Annotated in this window: 19 protein-coding genes; all 19 read left to right on the forward strand. The window is 59.3% G+C overall.

The window, feature by feature from the left end:
* Nucleotides 1-11 precede the first annotated feature (11 nt).
* Nucleotides 12-2,927, forward strand: coding sequence for a TIGR00180 family glycosyltransferase (locus AB4O11_RS16280; protein WP_460127499.1), 2,916 nt, complete (start codon nt 12-14; stop codon nt 2,925-2,927).
* A gap of 23 nt (nt 2,928-2,950) precedes the next feature.
* On the forward strand, nt 2,951-3,952 hold the full coding sequence (gene pseB, locus AB4O11_RS16285) for a UDP-N-acetylglucosamine 4,6-dehydratase (inverting) (protein ID WP_194936415.1): 1,002 nt from the start codon (nt 2,951-2,953) through the stop codon (nt 3,950-3,952).
* The gene (gene pseC, locus AB4O11_RS16290) at nt 3,949-5,106 is read left to right on the forward strand and encodes a UDP-4-amino-4,6-dideoxy-N-acetyl-beta-L-altrosamine transaminase (RefSeq protein ID WP_460127502.1); all 1,158 of its coding nucleotides are present in this window, start codon (nt 3,949-3,951) and stop codon (nt 5,104-5,106) included. Before pseB ends, pseC begins: the two co-directional genes overlap by 4 nt.
* A 31-nt stretch (nt 5,107-5,137) precedes the next feature.
* Entirely contained in the window at nt 5,138-5,758 is a 621-nt protein-coding gene (locus tag AB4O11_RS16295; RefSeq protein WP_093439652.1) for a pseudaminic acid biosynthesis-associated methylase, read from the forward strand.
* A complete protein-coding gene (gene pseF, locus AB4O11_RS16300; RefSeq protein WP_460127504.1) occupies nt 5,755-6,450 on the forward strand; it encodes a pseudaminic acid cytidylyltransferase in 696 nt (231 codons plus the stop codon). The genes AB4O11_RS16295 and pseF overlap by 4 nt, the downstream gene beginning before the upstream one ends.
* Nucleotides 6,447-7,952 carry a UDP-2,4-diacetamido-2,4,6-trideoxy-beta-L-altropyranose hydrolase gene (gene pseG / locus AB4O11_RS16305; protein WP_460127506.1) on the forward strand — a complete coding sequence of 502 codons (1,506 nt, stop codon included), beginning with the start codon at nt 6,447-6,449 and terminating at the stop codon, nt 7,950-7,952. Before pseF ends, pseG begins: the two co-directional genes overlap by 4 nt.
* The gene (gene pseI / locus AB4O11_RS16310) at nt 7,945-8,997 is read left to right on the forward strand and encodes a pseudaminic acid synthase (protein ID WP_460127508.1); all 1,053 of its coding nucleotides are present in this window, start codon (nt 7,945-7,947) and stop codon (nt 8,995-8,997) included. Before pseG ends, pseI begins: the two co-directional genes overlap by 8 nt.
* 226 nt (nt 8,998-9,223) lie before the next feature.
* On the forward strand, nt 9,224-10,150 hold the full coding sequence (locus AB4O11_RS16315; protein WP_007920064.1) for a ketoacyl-ACP synthase III: 927 nt from the start codon (nt 9,224-9,226) through the stop codon (nt 10,148-10,150).
* An 87-nt stretch (nt 10,151-10,237) separates the two neighbouring features.
* Complete coding sequence (locus AB4O11_RS16320) at nt 10,238-11,527, forward strand: motility associated factor glycosyltransferase family protein (RefSeq protein WP_460127510.1); 1,290 nt, start codon at nt 10,238-10,240, stop codon at nt 11,525-11,527.
* Nucleotides 11,524-11,790 carry a hypothetical protein gene (locus AB4O11_RS16325; RefSeq protein WP_116254416.1) on the forward strand — a complete coding sequence of 89 codons (267 nt, stop codon included), beginning with the start codon at nt 11,524-11,526 and terminating at the stop codon, nt 11,788-11,790. Before AB4O11_RS16320 ends, AB4O11_RS16325 begins: the two co-directional genes overlap by 4 nt.
* 242 nt (nt 11,791-12,032) lie before the next feature.
* Complete coding sequence (locus AB4O11_RS16330; RefSeq protein WP_007920059.1) at nt 12,033-12,884, forward strand: flagellin domain-containing protein; 852 nt, start codon at nt 12,033-12,035, stop codon at nt 12,882-12,884.
* A 72-nt stretch (nt 12,885-12,956) separates the two neighbouring features.
* Nucleotides 12,957-13,316: a flagellar protein FlaG gene (locus AB4O11_RS16335; RefSeq protein WP_093439690.1), complete on the forward strand. Its 360-nt coding sequence runs from the start codon at nt 12,957-12,959 to the stop codon at nt 13,314-13,316.
* 82 nt (nt 13,317-13,398) lie between these two features.
* Nucleotides 13,399-14,841 carry a flagellar filament capping protein FliD gene (gene fliD / locus AB4O11_RS16340; protein WP_007920056.1) on the forward strand — a complete coding sequence of 481 codons (1,443 nt, stop codon included), beginning with the start codon at nt 13,399-13,401 and terminating at the stop codon, nt 14,839-14,841.
* A gap of 129 nt (nt 14,842-14,970) precedes the next feature.
* The gene (gene fliS / locus AB4O11_RS16345; protein ID WP_093439698.1) at nt 14,971-15,369 is read left to right on the forward strand and encodes a flagellar export chaperone FliS; all 399 of its coding nucleotides are present in this window, start codon (nt 14,971-14,973) and stop codon (nt 15,367-15,369) included.
* A gap of 11 nt (nt 15,370-15,380) precedes the next feature.
* Nucleotides 15,381-15,677, forward strand: coding sequence for a hypothetical protein (locus tag AB4O11_RS16350; RefSeq protein ID WP_016984299.1), 297 nt, complete (start codon nt 15,381-15,383; stop codon nt 15,675-15,677).
* 172 nt (nt 15,678-15,849) lie between these two features.
* Entirely contained in the window at nt 15,850-17,325 is a 1,476-nt protein-coding gene (locus tag AB4O11_RS16355) for a sigma-54 dependent transcriptional regulator (protein WP_007920053.1), read from the forward strand.
* A gap of 125 nt (nt 17,326-17,450) precedes the next feature.
* Nucleotides 17,451-18,644, forward strand: coding sequence for a sensor histidine kinase (locus AB4O11_RS16360; protein ID WP_177413071.1), 1,194 nt, complete (start codon nt 17,451-17,453; stop codon nt 18,642-18,644).
* A 5-nt stretch (nt 18,645-18,649) separates the two neighbouring features.
* On the forward strand, nt 18,650-20,041 hold the full coding sequence (locus AB4O11_RS16365) for a sigma-54-dependent transcriptional regulator (protein ID WP_460090185.1): 1,392 nt from the start codon (nt 18,650-18,652) through the stop codon (nt 20,039-20,041).
* A gap of 128 nt (nt 20,042-20,169) precedes the next feature.
* Nucleotides 20,170-20,499 (forward strand): flagellar hook-basal body complex protein FliE, encoded by a 330-nt coding sequence (gene fliE, locus AB4O11_RS16370; RefSeq protein WP_007920044.1) that lies wholly within the window; start codon nt 20,170-20,172, stop codon nt 20,497-20,499.
* Nucleotides 20,500-20,510 lie beyond the last annotated feature (11 nt).

Below are 20,510 nucleotides of genomic sequence, written 5' to 3' on the forward strand. Positions count from 1 at the left end.
GGAGAGAAGTTATGCAAGGCAAGTACAGTTCTGAACTGGCGGTACCGCTCGAAGAGCTATTGACCGTCGTCCTGATTACTCACAATCGGCCGGCGTTTTTGCGCCGGGCGGTGAAGTATTACAGCAGCTTGCCCTGCAGAATCATGGTGCTCGATTCGACACTCGAACGACCTGAAGGCGACTTTGACGCCGTCGATTACCACCATGTGCCGCAGTTCGCGTACTGGGGCATGCAGGCCAAACTGGCGTATGGCGTGGAGAAACTGACCACGCCATACATGGTGCTGGCGGCCGACGACGATTTCATCCTGCATGATTCGCTGGCAGAATCCGTCGGTTTCCTGCATGCCAACCCTGATTACGGGATGTGCCACGGCTATTGCCTGATGTACCTGTCATTGGCCCATGGCGTGAACTACTACCGCCGTGACAAGAAAGTCCAGGAAGACTATGCGTCCGAGCGGGCGCAGGAGCGCGTCCTCGATTACATGAACCAGTACATCCCGCCGTTCTACGCGGTAACCCGTACTGATCTGATGAAAAACTGGCACTCGGCGTTGCCGCCGGGGACCAATTTCCAGTGGCAGGAAATCGGCCACGTCTACTACCTGCTGGCCAGTGCCAAGGCCCGCATCCTGCCGATTCCGTACGTGGTGCGCGAGATCAACTACGGTGTCTCCGAGCACAATACCGATGTGTATCACTCGCTGACCTACGTCGACGCCAAATCGGTCGCCGAACGAGAGGCGTTTGCCGAGTTTCTCGTCTCGTTGCCTACCGCTATCGAAGGGCTGGATGCCGGGCAGGCCAAGGCCTTTGCCCTGGAGAGTTTCGAGGCAATGGCCGACAGCCTGAAGTCCGGGCGGGCGCTGACTGCCGAGCTGATTTTCGAATCGACCTGGAACCAGGAACTGAAGGCGCCGGATCGTCGTTTTGGTCCGCTGCAGTACGTTGAAATGCCGTTCTACAACCAGGCATTTTTTGAGCGTCTGGAGCAGTTCGAATTCATGTTGCACACCCTGCCGGCCGGTCGCATGCAACTGGAAGGACTGGAAGGCGTGTGGGCCCGTCAAGCGCACCTGTTGCAGGCGCGCAATAACGACACGGCGGAAAGTGTGGTTGACCGGTTATGGCAGGCCCATGATCTGAATGCGTTCAACCTGACCGTGGTCAAACGTCTGGCGACCCAACTGGACATCGTCGGCGACGAAAGCGCTGCGCAAGCCATGCGCGAGTGGATCGCCCGTCTCGAAGCGCTACTGGTCGAAGATCATCAGCCAGTGTTCGGCAAAATGAAGTCCGGTCGCCTGTTGCAGTGGCTGGCGGCTCGCGCGCCGACGATCGAACAACTCGAGTCGATAGGCCAACATCTGGCGACTGAGGGCGGTGGCCCGCAATTCGGCATTTTCCTGCTCGATCTGGACAACGACATCGACAAGTTGCAGGTGTCGCTCGACAGCCTGCTGGAAGGTCACTGCAAAGCGTTCAGGATTGTCGTGTTCACCACCGGCGAAGCACCGGCGGCGACGACGGCACAAAACACCCTGCACTTTGTTCGTGTCACCCAAAGCAACTTTGTCGACAAGCTCAACCAGAGCGCTCAGCAGTCGCCAAGCGATTGGTTGCTGCTGGGTGAGGCGGGTGACCAGTTCACCGCCAGCGGCCTGTTGCGCGCCAGTCTGGAGCTGATGTCGGCCGAAGGCGTGCGTGCGGTGGCCACCGATGAAATCCAGCGCAAGGACAATGGCGCGCTGGTTGACGTGTTCCGTCCGGGTTTCAACCTGGATCTGCTGCAAAGCGTGCCGGCACTGATGGCGCGCCATTGGTTGATCCGCCGCGAAGTGTTGCTTGAAGCCGGCGGATATCAGGCTGACTTCAGCAAAGCGCTGGAATTCGACCTGCTGTTGCGCATCATCGAGCAGGGTGGCCTCGACGGTCTGGCGCATCTCGACGAGCCGTTGCTGATCACTCAGGCGGCAGAGCTTGAAGAAAACGCCCACGAACGTCAGGCGTTGCTGCGTCATCTGGGCAATCGCGGCTACAAGGCCAAGGTCACGTCGACGGCGCCGGGCACCTGGCAAATCGATTACCGCCACACCGAGCAGCCACTGGTTTCGATCATTGTGCCGGTCATCGATGATCTGCCAGTGCTGCGCCGCTGCCTGGAAGGCGTGTTGCTCAGAACCCGTTACAGTCGTTATGAAGTGTTGCTGGCGGCAAACGCCAATCAATCGGCAGCGGTCAACGACTGGCTGGGCACGCTGCGCCACGCCAAAGTCAATGTGTTGCGTGCCGATCAGCCGCTGAGCGAAGTCGCGCTGTACAACGCCGCCAGCGAGCAGGCTCAAGGTGAGTATCTGGTGCTGTTGGCCGCAGACAGTGAAGTCGTCAACCCGAACTGGATCGATTCGCTGCTCAACCACGCCCAGCGTCCGGAAGTGGGCATCGTCGGTGCGAAATTGGTCGACCGTGACGGCAAGGTGGCCCAGGCCGGCTTGATTCTTGGCCTGAACGACGGCGTGGGTTCGGCCTTCATCGGCGAAAGTCACGCAGCAGACGGCTACATGCATCGCTTGGCCGTCGAGCAGAATTACTCGGCCGTGTCGAAGGTCTGCCTGATGGTGCGCAAAGAGCTGTTCAACGCGCTTGGCGGGCTGGATGAAGTGACGTTCGTCGAGGGTTATGCCGATGTCGATCTGTGCCTCAAGGCGAGTCAGGCCGGCTACCTCACCGTGTGGACGCCGTTGGTGCAGGTGCTGCATACCGGCGAGTTGCCGCAGGCGCCAGAAGCACTGGCGGCACTGCGTGAGAAATGGAGCGCCGCCTTCGCGCAGGACCCGGCTTACAACGCCAACCTGGCGCTGAGCGGCAAAGGTTTCACCCTGGGTGAAAATGCCTCGGTCAACTGGGCACAGTTGCTCGCTTAAGCGCGCCGGACAGGAATCAGCATATGTTCAACGGTAAATCGATTTTCATCTCCGGAGGCACAGGTTCGTTCGGGCGCAAATTCATCACGCGCCTGCTCGAGCAATACCAGCCCAAGCGCGTGGTGGTGTTCTCCCGTGACGAGTTGAAGCAGTACGAAATGCAGCAGACGTTCAACGCGCCGTGCATGCGTTATTTCATTGGTGACGTGCGTGACGCTGACCGTCTGCGTCAGGCCATGCGCGGCATCGACTACGTGGTGCATGCCGCGGCGTTGAAGCAAGTGCCAGCGGCGGAATACAACCCCACCGAATGCATCCGCACCAACGTCAATGGCGCGGAAAACATCATTGCCGCCGCCATCGACAACGGGGTGAAAAAAGTTGTCGCGCTGTCGACCGACAAAGCCGCCAGCCCGATCAACCTGTACGGCGCGACCAAGTTGCTCTCGGACAAATTGTTCGTCGCCGCCAACAACATTGCCGGCGAGCAGGAAACCCGCTTTGCCGTGGTGCGCTACGGCAATGTTGCCGGTTCCCGTGGTTCGGTGGTGCCGTTCTTCAGCAAACTGATCGCCGATGGCGCACAGGAACTGCCGATCACTGACGAACGCATGACGCGGTTCTGGATCACCCTCGACCACGGCGTGCAATTCGTCCTCGACAGCTTTGCGCGGATGCACGGCGGTGAAGTGTTTGTGCCGAAGATTCCATCGATCCGCATTGTCGATCTGGCGCGCGGCATGGCTGAACACCTGCCGCACAAGAACGTCGGCATTCGTCCCGGCGAGAAGCTCCATGAATTGATGGTGCCGCTGGACGATGCGCGGATGACCCTCGAGTTCGAAGATCACTACACCATCCAGCCGTCGATTCGTTTTACCAGCGTCGATGTTGATTTTGCCGTCGACAAACTCGGCGAGCAGGGGCGTGCCGTGAGCGAGGATTTTGAGTACCGCTCCGACACCAATCCGCATTTCCTTTCGGTCGGGCAGATCGCTGATCTGCACGCGAAGCTCTCGGCATGATTCCCTACGGTCGGCAGAGCCTCGATCAGGCAGACATCGATGCCGTCGTCCAAGTGCTGCAGTCGGACTGGCTGACCCAAGGGCCGAGCATCGAGCGTTTCGAGCAGGCAATGGCCGAGCGTTGCCAGGCTGACTTCGCCGTCGCGGTGTGCAACGCCACGGCGGCGTTGCACATTGCCTGTCTGGCCGCTGGGCTGGGGCCGGGTGATCGTTTGTGGACGACGCCGAACACCTTTCTTGCCTCGGCCAACTGTGGACGTTATTGCTCTGCCGAAGTTGATTTCGTCGACATTGATCCGCTGACCTGGAACCTTGATGCGTTCGCCCTCGAAGCGAAACTCGATCAGGCCGAGCAGGACGGCACTTTGCCCAAAGTGCTAGTAGCGGTGGCGTTCTCCGGGCAGAGCTGTGACATGCGCAAGATTGCCGAACTGGCCGAGCGCTACAACTTCACCGTGATCGAAGATGCGTCTCACGCGGTCGGTGCGTCCTACGCCGGGCGGCCGGTCGGCTGCGGTGAGTTCGCAGCGATGACGGTGTTCAGCTTTCATCCGGTGAAAATCATCACCAGCGCCGAGGGCGGCATGGTGCTGACCAATCGGCCGCAACTGGCCGAGCGCCTGCAGCGTTTGCGCAGCCACGGCATGACCCGCGATGCGCAGCAGATGAGCGAACCGAGCCACGGCCCGTGGTACTACCAGCAGATCGAGCTGGGTTTCAATTACCGCATCACCGATCTGCAAGCCGCGCTGGGTTTGTCGCAACTGAGCAAACTCGACGACTTCATCGCCCGGCGCCGCGAGCTGGCCGCGCGTTACGCTCGCCTGCTGGCGTACCTGCCGGTTACGTTGCCCAGCCCTCAGCCTGAGGCGGAATCGGCTTGGCACCTGTATGTGATTCGGCTGCAGACCGACCGCATCGGCCTCAGTCATCGTCAGGTGTTTGAAGGCTTGCGTGCTGCCGGTGTTGGCGTGAATCTGCACTACATTCCCGTGCACCTGCAGCCGTACTATCGCGACCTGGGTTTCGCCGAGGGCGATTTCCCCGAGGCCGAGCGTTATTACGCCGAGGCGATCAGCCTGCCGCTGTTTCCGCTGTTGAGCGATGCACAGCAGGATTACGTGGTCGAGCAATTGCGTCGGCTGACCGAATAAATGCCGCTGAGGCAATGGATGAGTATCTGCAATGCGTCATTTGAGTGAGCAGGAAAAGTTCTGGCAGGGCGACTTCGGCAACCAGTACGTCGCGCGCAATGTCGGTCAGCCGCTAGTGGCGGCGAACCTGGCGTTGTTTGCCAAAGCGCTGAGCCGGGCTGCAGGTATCGAGAGTCTGGTTGAGCTGGGCACCAATGCCGGCAACAATTTGCAGGCGTTGCATCAACTGTTGCCGCGTTGTGAACTGTTCGGCGTCGAGATCAACGACAGCGCCTGTGCTCAGGCACGGGCGTTGGACATTGCCCAGATCTGGCATGGCTCGCTGTTCGACTTCCCGCGCGAGCGCCGCTACGACCTGACCCTGAGTAAAGGCGTGCTGATTCACTTGGCCCCGGAGCTGTTGCCGACCGCTTATGCGCAGTTGTACGCGTTGAGCCAGCGCTACATCCTGATCGCCGAGTATTACAATCCGGCACCGGTGGAGGTGTCCTATCGTGGCAACAGCGGCAAGCTGTTCAAGCGCGATTTTGCCGGTGAAATGCTCGATCGCTATGCCGATTTGCACTTGCTGGATTATGGTTTCGTCTATCACCGCGATCCGCAGTTTCCTGTGGACGACATCACTTGGTTCCTGTTGGAAAAGCGCCCTTGAGCAACGTCGCAATCATCCCGGCCCGTGGCGGTAGCAAACGCATCCCGCGCAAGAACCTTTTGCCGTTCGACGGCGTGCCGATGATTGTCCGTTCGATCCGCACCGCGCTGGAGTCCGGCTTGTTCGACCTGGTGGTGGTCAGCACGGACGATGCCGAGATTGCCGAGGTGGCGCGAGCGCACGGTGCACAGGTGCCGTTCATGCGTCCGGCGGCGCTGGCCGATGATTTCACCGGCACTGCTGCGGTTATCGTGCATGCGCTGGAGCAACTGCCATCCTTCGATTTCGCTTGCTGCATTTACGCTACGGCACCGCTGTTGCAGGTGCGTTATCTACGTGAAGGCCTGGAGTTGCTGGAACGGCATGCAGACAAGTCGTTTGCGTTCTCCGTTTGCGATTTCGGCTTTCCGGTGCAACGGGCATTGACGCTGGACGAGCAGGGCGCCTTGCGCGCGTTGTATCCCGAGTTCCGCAACACCCGCTCGCAGGATTTGCCCAAAGCTTTTCAGGACGCCGGTCAGTTTTATTGGGGCCGTCGTGAGGCGTGGTTGCGCGGCGAGGTGCTCTATTCGCCAGCCAGCCTGCCGGTGATTCTGCCCCGGCATCTGGTCCAGGACATCGATAACCCCGAAGACTGGAAACGCGCCGAATACCTTTACGCCGCGCTCAAGGCTGGTGGAGAGCTGCAATGAGAGTGCTGATTCGTGCCGACGCCTCGCCAACCATCGGCAGCGGCCACATTGCCCGCTGCCTGACGCTGGCGCGAGTGTTGCGCGGGCAGGGCAGCCACGTCGCGTTTGCCTGCCGCTGCCTGCCGGGGCATCGCCTTGATGCCTTGCGCGCCGAGGGTTTCGAAACGTTCGCGCTGCCTGATCGCTACGCCAATGAAGATCCACAGCAAGCCATCGAATCGATGCTGCCGTGGCAGGCCGACATTGATGCGCTGGGCTCGCAGCTTGAAGGTCAGGCCGAGTTTGACTGGATCATCGTCGACCACTACGGCCTCGATCATCACTGGCAAACCGCTGCACGGCGCTGGGCGCATCGAATTGCAGCGGTGGATGATCTTGCCACCCGGCGCTACAGCGTCGATTTGTTGCTCAATCAGAATCTTTCCGGCCTCAGTGAAAACTATGCGCCGTTGCTGCCCGAAGGTTGTCGCACGTTGCTCGGGCCGCGTTATGCGCTGTTGCGCGAAGAATTCAACTGCCCTGCCATCGAGATCAAGCCCAAGGCGCGCCGGGTACTGGTGAACTTCGGCGGATTCGATGCCGCAATGCAAACCCACCACGCGATGCTGGCCCTGGCGGATTTCACCGAGCTGCAGGTGGACTTCGTCGCTGGCGCCGATAATCCGGCGTGGGCGCAGATGCAGGCATTGGCCGAGACACGGCCGAACTGGCGTCTGCACAGTTTTGTCAGCGATTTCTACCAGCGCATGAGCGAAGCCGACCTGTTTGTCGGCGCCGGTGGCGGCACCAGTTGGGAGCGCGCGGCGTTGGGCTTGCCGACAATTTGCATTGCCGTGTCGAACAACCAGCAGGCCAACGGCGAAATCATGGCCGTAACGGGGGCACATGTTTTCATGGGCGCCCGTGAGCAGGTCAGTGTCGAGCAGTTGCGCGACGCCATCGGCTTCGTCGCCGACAATTATTATTTGCGACAGGGCCTGGCCGAACGCTCGCGGCAACTGGTCGATGGACGCGGAGCGCTGCGCGTTGCTGCCGCTCTGGCCGGCGCAGTGCTGGCCATCCGTCCCGTCACGTTAGAGGATGCACGGCTGTTGTTCGATGGTCGCAATGCCGAACCGGTGCGGCGTTGGTCGCTGGCGAGCGCTGAAATCGACTGGTCGCAGCACGTCAACTGGCTGACCGCCAGTCTGCGTAATCCGCAGCGTTTACTGTTGATCGCCGAAGCCGATGACGGCCCGGTCGGTGTGCTGCGTTATGACCTGCGCGGGTTTGCTGCCGAAGTATCGATCTATCTGCTTGAGGGACGTTTCGGCCTGGGTTGGGGCAAGGCGCTGCTGACGCGGGGCGAAACGTTCGTCACCCGCCACTGGCCGCAAGTGACCGCCATTACCGCTCAGGTACTGCCGGGCAATCGTGCCTCGTTGAATGTGTTTCGTGACGCCGGGTTCACTCAGAGTGCCTGTACGTTCACCCGTGTTTTGAAGGATCACCCGCATGACTAGTTTCAAGATCGGCAACCGCTTGATCGGTGCCGATGCGCCGCCCTTCATCATTGCCGAGATGAGTGGCAACCATAACCAGTCGCTGGACGTGGCCCTGCAAATCGTCGAGGCAGCGGCCAAGGCCGGGGCGCATGCCTTGAAACTGCAAACCTACACCGCCGAAACCATGACGCTGGATTTGTCTGAAGGTGAGTTCTTCATCAAGGATCCGGGCAGTCTGTGGGCCGGCACTTCGCTCTACGATTTGTATGAAAAAGCCCATACACCGTGGGAATGGCATGCGCCGATTTTTGCTCGTGCCAAGGAACTGGGGATGCTCGCGTTCTCGACACCGTTCGATGACAGCGCCGTGGACTTTCTCGAAAGCCTTGATGTGCCGGCCTACAAGATCGCCAGTTTCGAAAACACTGACTTGCCGTTGATCCGCCGCGTGGCCGCCACCGGCAAACCGCTGATCATCTCCACCGGCATGGCCAGTATCGCTGAACTGGATGAAACCGTGCGCGCCGCGCGTGAAGCCGGCTGCAAGGATCTGGTCTTGCTCAAATGCACCAGCACCTACCCGGCGACACCGCTCAACAGCAACGTGCGCACGATCCCGCATCTGCGGGAACTGTTCGGTTGCGAGGTGGGGCTGTCCGACCACTCGATGGGCGTAGGCGTGTCGGTGGCTGCGGTGGCGCTGGGGGCGACGGTGGTGGAAAAACACTTCACCCTCGACCGTTCAGCGGGGGGCGTCGATGCGAGTTTCTCCCTGGAACCGGCGGAAATGGCCAGCCTGGTGGTGGAAACCGAGCGCGCCTGGCAAGCCATGGGCCAAGTGCATTACGGTGTCACAGAGGCTGAACGCAAGTCGTTGGTCTATCGCCGTTCGCTGTATGTCACGGCCGACATGGCCGCCGGTGACACCTTTACCGGGGACAATCTGCGCGCCATTCGCCCCGGCCTCGGTCTGCCGCCCAAGCACACCGACGCTGTTCTTGGTCGCCGCGCCCGCGCCCCGATCAAGCGCGGCACACCGCTGGACTGGTCGTTGGTCGAATAACCCGATCTGCACCGATTCGGCAAAATAGCGTGACCTGCGAGTCATAACGCGCATCTTCACTGTATTGTATTGATCGGGGAGATGGCGCCTGGCTCGTTTTCGATTCCAGTGATAGCCCTTTGCGCTCCCCGTGGCTGCCCTTTGTGGCGGCCGTTTTCTGTTTGTCGGCGCCCCTCGAAATCCTTGCGAGCGGTGGTCTTGGGCTGTTTTTTATTGGGAAGCCGTAATGATTGGCATAAAAAGCATTGCGAGCTACGTTCCTGTAGCCGGCGTGGACAATTACGCACAAGGTGCAAAATTCGAGAAGGATGAAGAATTTATCCTTGGCAAGATCGGTTCGGCATTCCTGCCGCGCAAAGACGCTGAACAAGAAACCTCCGACCTGTGCGTGGAAGCGGCCAATGCGCTGTTTGCCAGCAACCCGGATCTGAAACGTGAATCGATCGACGCCTTGATCGTCGTCACCCAGAACGGTGACGAAGAAGGCCTGCCGCACACGGCTGCAATCGTGCAGGACAAACTCGGTCTGCCGACCAACGTGGCGGCGTTCGACATTTCCTTGGGCTGCTCCGGTTATGTCTACGGCATCTACGCGATAAAGGGCTTCATGGAAGCCGCAGGCCTGAAGAACGGCCTGCTGATTACCGCTGACCCGTACTCGAAAATCGTCGATCCGGAAGACCGCAACACCACCATGCTGTTCGGCGATGCCGCAACCGCTACGTGGATGGGTGAAGATCCGACCTGGGCGCTGGGCAAGGCCAAGTTTGGCACCGACGGCTCCGGTGCACCGCACTTGAAAGTCACCGATGGCGTGTTCTTCATGAACGGTCGTCAGGTCTTCAACTTTGCGCTGCTCAAAGTCCCGGCACACTTGCACGAACTGCTCGACGATTCCGGTCTGAAGGCCGATGACATCGATGCCTTCTGCATTCACCAAGGCAGTGCGGCGATTGTCGATGCAGTGGCGCGGCGCTTCGAAGGCGAGCCGGAGAAGTTCATCAAGGACATGGTCGAGACCGGGAATACCGTGTCGTCGAGCATTCCGTTGCTGCTGGAAAAACACGTCATCGATTCCGACTGGCAGCGTATTGCGCTGAGCGGTTTTGGTGTCGGTCTGTCATGGGGCTCGGCGATCATCTATCGCCCTTGAGTCCGAGCAAAAACGGCGGATACAAAAATAGCGTTCAAGGTTAACCTTGAACGCTATTTTTTTGCCTGGAAGGGAGCGCGAGGCGCCATGAGCGAGTTTTTTCAAGCCAATGCCGAGGTGTTGCAACGGCGCTGGCCGGCGCTGTTCGAGCGACTGTTGGCTGAAGACAGTGATTCCATTCAGGCCGAACTGGTAGAAGGGCTAGGCTCGACGCTGAGCATCAACGGCATCCAGCTCACCAGTCGTCACGATCGCCTCCATGAAGCGCAGATTCAGGCGGCCAGCCTGCCGGACAAGGCGCAACTGCACGTCTATGGCACCGGTCTCGGTGATTTGCCCGGTGTGCTGCTTGAGCGAACGGGATTGCAACGCTTGTACGTGCACATCCTCAATGGCGCGCTGTTTGCGCTGGTGGTGCAACTGCTCGATCAGCGTCAGTGGCTGGAGGACCCGCGGGTCGAGTTGTTTTACGCTGCCGATCATCCGGACTTGTTCACGCCGTTTTTTGCCCTGCCTGCCGAGATGTTGCTGGCCGATGACTACAACGCGAAGATTCGCGATCGGCTGGTCAATGAAGTCCATCTGAGTTTTAACAATCGCGAATTCGACGCGCAGTCGCCGTTCATTCAACAGCGCTTGCAGGACTGCTTGCCGGTGCTGCTGGGTGATGACGATGTGGCGCAGTTGTTTGGTACCTGCACCGATCGCGAGATCTACGTGATCGCTACCGGGCCGACTCTGGAAGGGCACTTTGAACGATTGGCAGCGCTCCGGAATCAGGCTCAGCGCCCGCTGTTCATCTGTGTCGACACGGCGTATCGGCCGTTGATTGAGCACGGGATCGTTCCGGATCTGGTGGTGACCATTGATCAGCGCATCAGCTTCCGTCATTTGCCGTTCGAGGCGTCTGACGGTATCCCGCTGGTGTATTTGCCCATGAGTGATCCCGAAGTTCTGCGGGCCTGGAAGGGCAAGCGCTATGGCGGTTACTCGGCAAGTCCGGTGTACGCCGGGTTGCGTGAACAGCATCCGCGCGCGCTGCTGCACGTCGGCGGCAGCGTGATCCATCCGGCGGTCGATCTGGCGGTGCAAATGGGCGCGTCTCGCATCACGCTATTTGGCGCCGATTTCGCCTTCCCGATGAACAAGACTCACGCGGGCTGGAGCGATGGCGATCTGGGGCCGGGTGTGAATCAGGCGCGGCACTGGGTGCGCGATGGGCAGGGTCAACGAGTCAGTACCCAGCTCAACTTCCGCGGTTACCTGTGTGTGCTGGAACGTTACATCGCTGCGCATCCGCACGTTGAGTTCTTCAACAGCAGCAGGGCGGGTGCGCTGATCGCCGGGACGCAATTCAATCAGGAGTTTGTGCAATGACGGCGATGAAAAAGTGCATCGGTGAATGCCGTCAGTGTGCCGGTCTGTTTCGGCTGGGGCGGGATGTCGAGGCAGCGCTGGGCATGGTTGATATTTTCGAAGATGCACAGCAGTTGCTGCTCTCGGGGTCTGCGGATGTCCAGCAAATGTGGGCGCAGGTGCTCGCGCAAATGCTCGATTGTCAGGAGCGCCAGGACTGGTTGGGGCTGGCTGATTATATGGAGTACGAATTGATCGAGTTGCTGGAAAGTGTTCCGGTCTGAGCAGGCCGACAGCACTGGCCCGCAGCTTTGCGCGGCAGTCGGTTTTATGACGTCATTTTTTCGCGGCTGACGTACTGCTAAGTCTTTGTTTTCTCGGGGGTGGCAGGGTGATGGCAAATTTTTTTCAAAAAGCCCTCAAGCAACCTGCAAACCCGACGATAACTATTACGAAGGTTCTCTAGGCCATACCCGGCGGTTGCCAGGGCCGGAAGCCGCAGTACCCAACCAACGAGGAATTCGTCATGGCTTTAACAGTAAACACCAACACCACGTCGTTGAACGTTCAGAAAAACCTGAACCGCGCTTCCGACGCTCTGTCGACTTCGATGCAGCGCCTGTCTTCCGGCCTGAAAATCAACAGCGCTAAAGACGACGCCGCTGGCCTGCAGATCTCGAACCGTATGTCCTCGCAGATCCGTGGTAACACCCAAGCCATCCAGAACGCCAACGACGGTATCTCCGTTGCCCAGACCGCTGAAGGCGCTCTGCAAGCTACTACCGACATCCTGCAGCGTATGCGTGAACTGGCTGTTAAAGCACGTAACGGTACCAACGGCACTGCTGACCAGACCGCTACCAACGCTGAATTCGCTCAGATGTCCGACGAGATCACCCGTATCTCGGCTTCGACCAACCTGAACGGCAAAAACCTGCTGGACGGTTCGGCTGGTACTGTGACCCTGCAAGTGGGCGCAAACACCGGTTCGGCTAACCACATCGACCTGGTACTGAGCTCCAAGTTCGACGCAGTAAGCCTGTCGGTAGGTAGCGGTACTCTGTCCCTGACCGGTGCTACCGTAACTGGCGCTTCGCAGAACATCGACAACGCGATCACCGCGATCGACGCTGCAATCGCTGCCATCGGTGCAACCCGCGCCAGCCTGGGTGCTTCGCAAAACCGTCTGACCAGCACCATCCAGAACTTGCAGAACATCACCGAGAACACCACTGCTGCACAAGGTCGCGTACAAGATACCGACTTCGCCGCAGAGACTGCTAACCTGACCAAGCAGCAAACCCTGCAACAGGCTTCGACCTCTGTTCTGGCTCAAGCCAACCAACTGCCTTCCGCTGTACTGAAGCTGCTTCAGTAATTTCGGAATGAGTTTGAGCGGGGGAGTGCGCTGGTCGCGCTCTCTCGCTTTTTTCGTTAGGAGGTGATGGGCATGGACATGAGCGTAAAGCTTAACGTGTCTTATCCGGCTCCCAAGCCAGCGACACCTGTTGCTGACAAGCCGTCAGAGACGCCAAAAGTTGCCAAGGTCGAAGCGCCGGTCGCTGACAGGAAAAGTCAGGGCACGGATGACGCCAAGCTGAAACTGGCAGTGCAGGAGATCGAGAAGTTCGTCCAATCGATCAAGCGCAATCTGGAGTTCTCGATCGATGAGCATTCCGGGAAGGTCATCGTCAAGGTGATCGCAAGCGAGACGGGTGAGGTCGTACGACAGATTCCCTCCGCAGAAGCCCTCAAGCTGGCAGACAGCCTCGCCAATGCGAGTCACGTATTGTTTGACGCCAAAGTCTGATAGCTGGCATGAATTATGTTTGTCCGTTCTCAAGATGCGTGTAACGGTCAAAAGAATGGCAACAATCTGAAGGGAGATGCACATGGCAAGTCCAATTCTACCGGGTTCCGGACTGGGTTCCGGCCTGGACATCGGCGCGATCGTGACCGCGCTGGTAAACGCCGACAAGTCGCCGAAGCAGACGCAGATCGATTCTGCGACCAAAACCAACACCCTGAAGATTTCCGGTGTCGGTGCGCTGAAAAACGCATTGGCGGCCTACCAGAAGGCAATGACCGATCTGGGCAGTAAGACCAACCCTGCGTTTGCCGGTTACGCGGCGACCTCGGCTACCCCGACAACGCTGACCGCGACTTCCGATAACACGGCTGTTTCGGGCACATACAGTGTCGTGGTAAATAACTTGGCCACCGGCTCGAAAGTAGCCAGTGCATCCTTTGCCGGCGGCGCGGCCAGTGCCATTCCGAGTGGTACCCTGAAAATCAGTCAGAATGGCACTGATTACAATGTCGATATTCCGGCCAATGCCACCTTGCAGACTACCCGTGATGCCATCAACAAGGCGCAGGGTGTCAACGGTGTTTCCGCCAACATCGTGACCGACAGCTCGGGCGCTTCGCGTCTGGTGATCAGCTCCAACAAGACGGGCGCGGGCTCCGACCTGACGGTCAGTGGTATTGCCGGTCTGGAAATCGATGGCACCAAGGTCATGTCTGCGACCCCGGCCGCTGGTGACTCAGGGGCTGTGGGCGATATTGCCAAGGATGCGAAGCTGACCATTGATGGTCTTGCCGTTACCAGCAAGAGCAACACAGTGAGCGGCGCCATCAGTGGCTTGACCATGAACCTGGTGGAAGCCAGCCCCACTGCGGTCAAGGTCTCTGTCGATACCAACACCAAGGGCTTGCAGGCTTCGGTTCAGCAATTCGTCGACGCTTTCAACACGCTCAAGACCACTATCGATAGCCTGTCCAAGGCAACGCCGGACGAAGATGGCAAGTTGACGGTGCAGGCCGCGTTTACCGGTGATTCTCTGCCGCGGACGTTGATTGCGGACATTCGTGCCCAATTGACCACTTCGTCGCCTGGCGAGCTGGGTGTGCTGTCGCAGATCGGCGTCATGACCGATCGCGACACCGGTAAGCTGACGCTGGACGCGACGGCTTTCAACAAGGCCATGTCTCAGCCAGGCATGACTGGCCAGGTGCAGCAGCTGTTCTCCGGTACCGACGACAAAAACGGTCTGTTGGCGCGAATGAGCAAAGCGGTCGATCCGTACCTCAAAGCTTCTGCTGATGGTAAAACCACCAGCGGTCTGCTTGATCAGCGTATGACCATTCTGAACAACAACACCCGCAGCCTCACGTCGCAGCAGTTGGCGCTGGATCTGCGTGTCGCCAACCTGACCAAGACGTTGACTGCCAAGTACAACGCCATGGACTTGCTGGTAGGGCAGATGAAGGCTACGGCGAGCAACATTACGTCGTTCTTCAGCTCGCTGAACGCTCAGCAGTCCGCGAAGTAAAAGGCGGGCACGACAAAAACCCGGCTACGCTTCATCGGCGTGCGCCGGGTTTTTGTCTTTTGATCTAAAGTTCTGTGATTCGTTGGCGATACACTGGTTATACGAGTCATTGTGGCAATGAGGTAGAACATGAATCCGATGTTAGCCCTTCGGCAGTATCAGAAAGTCGGCGCACACGCTCAGACATCCGAAGCGAGCCCGCACCGTCTGGTGCAAATGTTGATGGAAGGTGGTCTGGCCCGTATCGCTCAGGCCAAAGGCGCCATCGAGCGCAAGGACATTCCTGGCAAATGCACTTCGATCAGCAAGGCGATTGGCATTGTCAGCGGTCTGCGTGAAGGCCTTGATCTGGAAAACAGCGCAGATACCCTGGCTGATCTGGATGGGCTGTATATCTACATGATGAAGCGCCTCGCCGAGGCGAACATCAGCAGCGACCTGCGCATTCTTGATGAGGTTGCCGGCTTGCTGAGCACGGTCAAGGAAGGCTGGGATGCTATTGCCCCTGTGCCTGCTCCGCAGTTTTAAAGGAGATCGTCATGAGTCTTGTATTGCAGCGAATCGCCGATACCCGAGAAGCGTTGGTTACTGCCCTCGCTGAACGCAATTGGGAAGCCATTGGTGAACTGGATCTGGCTTGCCGTTCCTGCATGGAAGACGTCATGGCTGAGGCTGCGCTGGACGAGGTCGCGTTGCGCGACAACCTTGAGGAGTTGCTCCACGTCTACAAGGAGCTTCTCGAGGTGGCCATGGGTGAGCGGCAGGCGATAGCCAACGAGATGTCGCAGATCACCCAAGCGCAAAAGGCGGCAAAGGTTTACCATCTGTTTGGTTAATTAACCCCCAGTTAATCCAGACATGTGCGCCATAAATTTGACTGTGCACGGTTTTTTGACTTAACTAGTGGCTGTTTTCAGATTTCAGGCGTCTACAGGCACATGGTGTCCTGCAAGCGTCTCGCTTGCCCCTTATTTTGGGCATTGAGTTGACTAGGGAAGTTGCTATTGCATGTGGCGTGAAACCAAAATTCTGCTGATCGATGACGATAGCGTCCGCCGCCGCGACCTGGCGGTGATTCTAAATTTTCTTGGCGAAGAAAATTTACCCTGCGGCAGCCATGACTGGCAGCAGGCAGTCGGCTCTTTGTCGTCTAGTCGTGAGGTCATTTGCGTACTGATCGGGACGGTTAATGCTCCTGGTGCGCTTTTGGGCTTGCTAAAGACACTCTCAACCTGGGATGAGTTCCTTCCGGTTTTGTTGATGGGCGATAATTCTTCCGTTGACTTGCCTGAAGACCAGCGTCGCCGAGTGCTTTCGACCCTCGAAATGCCTCCCAGCTACAGCAAATTGCTCGACTCCCTGCACCGTGCCCAGGTCTATCGCGAGATGTACGACCAGGCACGCGAGCGCGGTCGTCATCGCGAACCCAATCTGTTCCGCAGCCTTGTCGGCACCAGCCGTGCGATTCAGCACGTGCGCCAGATGATGCAGCAAGTCGCCGACACCGATGCCAGCGTACTGATCCTCGGTGAGTCCGGCACTGGCAAGGAAGTGGTTGCGCGCAACCTGCATTACCATTCCAAGCGCCGCGACGCACCATTCGTGCCGGTCAACTGCGGGGCGATCCCGGCAGAGCTGCTCGAAAGCGAATTGTTCGGTCACGAGAAGGGCGCCTTTACCGGCGCGATCACCAGCCGTGCCGGCCGCTTCGAATTGGCCAATGGCGGGACCCTGTTCCTCGACGAAATCGGCGACATGCCGCTGCCGATGCAGGTCAAGCTGCTGCGCGTCCTGCAGGAGCGCACCTTCGAGCGCGTGGGCAGCAACAAGACCCAGAGCGTCGATGTGCGCATCATCGCCGCGACCCACAAGAATCTCGAAAGCATGATCGAGATCGGCACCTTCCGCGAAGACCTTTACTATCGCCTGAACGTGTTCCCGATCGAGATGGCGCCGCTGCGTGAGCGCGTCGAAGATATTCCTTTGCTGATGAACGAACTGATCTCGCGCATGGAACACGAGAAGCGCGGTTCGATCCGCTTCAACTCGGCAGCGATCATGTCGCTGTGCCGTCACGGCTGGCCGGGCAACGTCCGCGAGCTGGCCAACCTGGTGGAGCGCATGGCGATCATGCATCCGTACGGGGTGATCGGCGTGGTCGAGCTGCCGAAGAAATTCCGCTACGTCGACGACGAAGACGAGCAAATGGTCGACAGCCTGCGCAGCGATCTCGAAGAGCGCGTGGCGATCAACGGCCATACGCCGGACTTCACCGCCAACGCCATGCTGCCGCCGGAAGGCCTGGACCTGAAAGACTACCTCGGTGGTCTGGAGCAAGGCCTGATTCAGCAGGCGCTGGACGATGCCAATGGCATTGTGGCGCGTGCGGCTGAACGCCTGCGTATCCGTCGCACCACCCTGGTGGAGAAGATGCGCAAGTACGGCATGAGCCGGCGCGATGGAGATGAACAGGCGGAGGATTGACGCCTGTTTTTCAACTGCTTCATTTATAAGCAGTTTTTTTTAGGCACGGGTATTGCTACAGCCCTCGCAACGTTCCGTTTAACTGACGGTCAGCCAAGCGAGAAAGCACAATGCCCCACGCCCAGATGTCTACTGCCTCCAGTCCCGAGGGGCAGCCGTCCTCCGTAGAGCAGGCAAGCCGACAGGGCCTGGAGCAGGCATTCGAGCTGTTCAGCCAGATGTCCAGCCAACTGACGGACTCCTACAGCATGCTTGAAGCACGGGTGACCGAGCTCAAGGGGGAGCTCGCAGTCGTCAGTGCCCAGCGCATGCAGGAGCTGGCGGAAAAAGAACGCTTGGCCAACCGCCTGCAAAATCTCCTTGATCTGTTGCCCGGTGGCGTCATCGTCATCGACGGTCACGGCATGGTGCGCGAATCTAATCCTGCCGCTATCGAACTGCTCGGCTTGCCGCTTGAGGGCGAGCTGTGGCGCCATGTGATTGCGCGTTGCTTTGCCCCGCGTGAAGACGACGGTCATGAAGTTTCCTTGAAAAATGGTCGACGCCTGTCGATTGCCACCCGTTCGCTGGATGCCGAGCCGGGGCAACTGGTGTTGCTCAACGACCTGACAGAAACCCGTCATCTGCAAGATCAACTGGCACGCCACGAGCGCTTGTCCTCGCTGGGGCGCATGGTCGCCTCGCTGGCCCATCAGATCCGCACGCCGCTGTCAGCCGCTTTGCTCTATGCCAGTCATTTGACTGAGCAGCAATTGCCGGTCGCTACCCAGCAGCGTTTCGCCGGGCGCCTGAAAGAGCGCCTGCACGAACTCGAGCACCAAGTGCGCGACATGCTGGTCTTCGCTCGCGGTGAGTTGCCGCTGACCGATCGCCTGACCCCGAATAGCTTGATGCAGGCACTGCAAGCGGCGGCGCTGACGCATGTCCAGGATCTGCCCATCCGCTGGCAGTGCGACAGTCATGCCGGTGAGCTGCTGTGCAACCGCGACACGCTGGTCGGAGCGCTGCTGAACCTGATCGAAAACGCCATTCAGGCCAGTGTCGGCGACGTCCGCCTGAAAGTGCATTGCTACACCCGTGACAACAACCTGCATCTGAGTATCAGCGACAGTGGCAGCGGCATCGAGCCTGCGGTTCTGGCGCGGCTCGGCGAGCCATTTTTTACCACCAAAGTCACCGGCACCGGCCTCGGCCTGACCGTGGTCAAGGCTGTGGCCCGTGCGCATCAGGGAGAATTGCTGCTGCGTTCGCGGGTCGGGCGCGGCACGTGCGCGCAGGTGATCCTGCCGCTGTTTTCCGCTGTACACGGAGCTGAGTAAAAGACATGGGCATCAAGGTTTTGCTGGTCGAGGATGACCGCTCATTGCGCGAGGCGCTGGCCGATACGTTGTTGCTGGCCGGGCACGATTACCATGCGGTCGGCTGCGCTGAAGACGCGCTGACGGCGGTGGCGCGTGAGGCGTTCAATCTGGTGGTCAGCGACGTCAACATGCCGGGCATGGACGGTCACCAGTTACTCTCGCTGTTGCGGGCCCGCCAACCGCAATTGCCGGTGTTGCTGATGACGGCGCACGGCGCGGTCGAGCGTGCGGTCGATGCGATGCGCCAGGGCGCGGCCGACTATCTGGTCAAGCCGTTTGAACCCAAGGCCTTGCTGGATCTGGTGGCACGGCATGCGCTAGGCAGTATTGGCACAAGCGACGGCGACGGTCCGGTGGCCGTCGAGCCGGCCAGTGCGCAGTTGCTGGAGCTGGCAGCGCGGGTGGCGCGCAGCGATTCGACAGTGCTGATCTCCGGCGAATCCGGCACCGGTAAAGAAGTGTTGGCGCGCTACATTCACCAGCAATCCCATCGCGCCAGCCAGCCGTTCATTGCGATCAACTGTGCGGCGATCCCGGACAACATGCTCGAAGCCACGTTGTTCGGCCACGAGAAGGGTTCGTTCACCGGCGCCATCGCGGCGCAGGCCGGCAAGTTCGAACAAGCCGACGGCGGCACGCTGTTGCTCGACGAAATCTCCGAAATGCCCCTCGGCCTGCAAGCCAAACTGCTGCGCGTGTTGCAGGAGCGCGAGGTCGAGCGCGTCGGGGCACGTAAACCGATTGCCCTGGATATTCGCGTGGTCGCCACCACCAACCGTGATCTGGCGGGCGAAGTGGCGGCGGGGCGTTTCCGTGAAGACCTTTTTTACCGTCTGTCGGTTTTCCCCTTGGCCTGGCGTCCACTTCGCGAGCGCACTGCCGATATCCTGCCGCTGGCCGAAAGGTTGCTGGCCAAACACGTCAATAAAATGAAGCACGCGGCGGCGAAACTCTCGCCTGAAGCGCAGACGTGCCTGACCGCTTACCCGTGGCCGGGCAATGTGCGTGAGCTGGATAACGCCATTCAGCGTGCGCTGATCTTGCAGCAGGGCGGTTTGATTCAGCCGCAGGATTTCTGTCTGGCCGGTCCCGTGACGTACACCGCGATGCCCGTCGTCGCGCCGGTGTCAGCGGTGCTTCGCGAGGTGGAAATCGAAGCGGATTCCGCCGGTGCATTGGGCGATGACCTGCGGCGCCGGGAGTTTCAGATGATCATCGACACCCTGCGCGCCGAGCGCGGCCGACGTAAAGAGGCGGCGGAAAAGCTCGGTATCAGCCCGCGCACCCTGCGCTACAAGCTGGCGCAAATGCGCGATGCCGGGATGGACGTCGAAGGTTATCTGTTCGCCACCTGACGTCTGGCGCAACGATTTGAAAACGCTTTTCTGAAAGGGGTGCCCATGAGCTGGCACCCTTGTTGCTAATACCTGTGTACCCGCCGAGTGAGTGTCAAAAAATTGCGGGCCGCCCAAGAGAGTAGACCATGAGCCAAGGTATTGAATTTAATCGGTTGATGACAGACATGAAGGCCATGAAGCTGGATGCCATGTCTGCGCCGAAATCGACGACCGCTGTCCCTGAGTTGGGAGGCAGCAGCTTTTCCGACATGCTCGGTCAGGCGATCAACAAGGTCAGCGATACCCAGACCGCGTCGACTCAGTTGGCCAACGCATTCGAAGTGGGCAAGAGCGGCGTCGATCTGACGGACGTGATGATCGCTTCGCAAAAAGCCAGCGTGTCGTTCCAGGCTCTGACCCAGGTGCGCAACAAGCTGGTTCAGGCTTATCAAGACATCATGCAGATGCCGGTTTAAGGACGAGATTG

Source organism: Pseudomonas sp. H1_D05 (assembly GCF_054682705.1).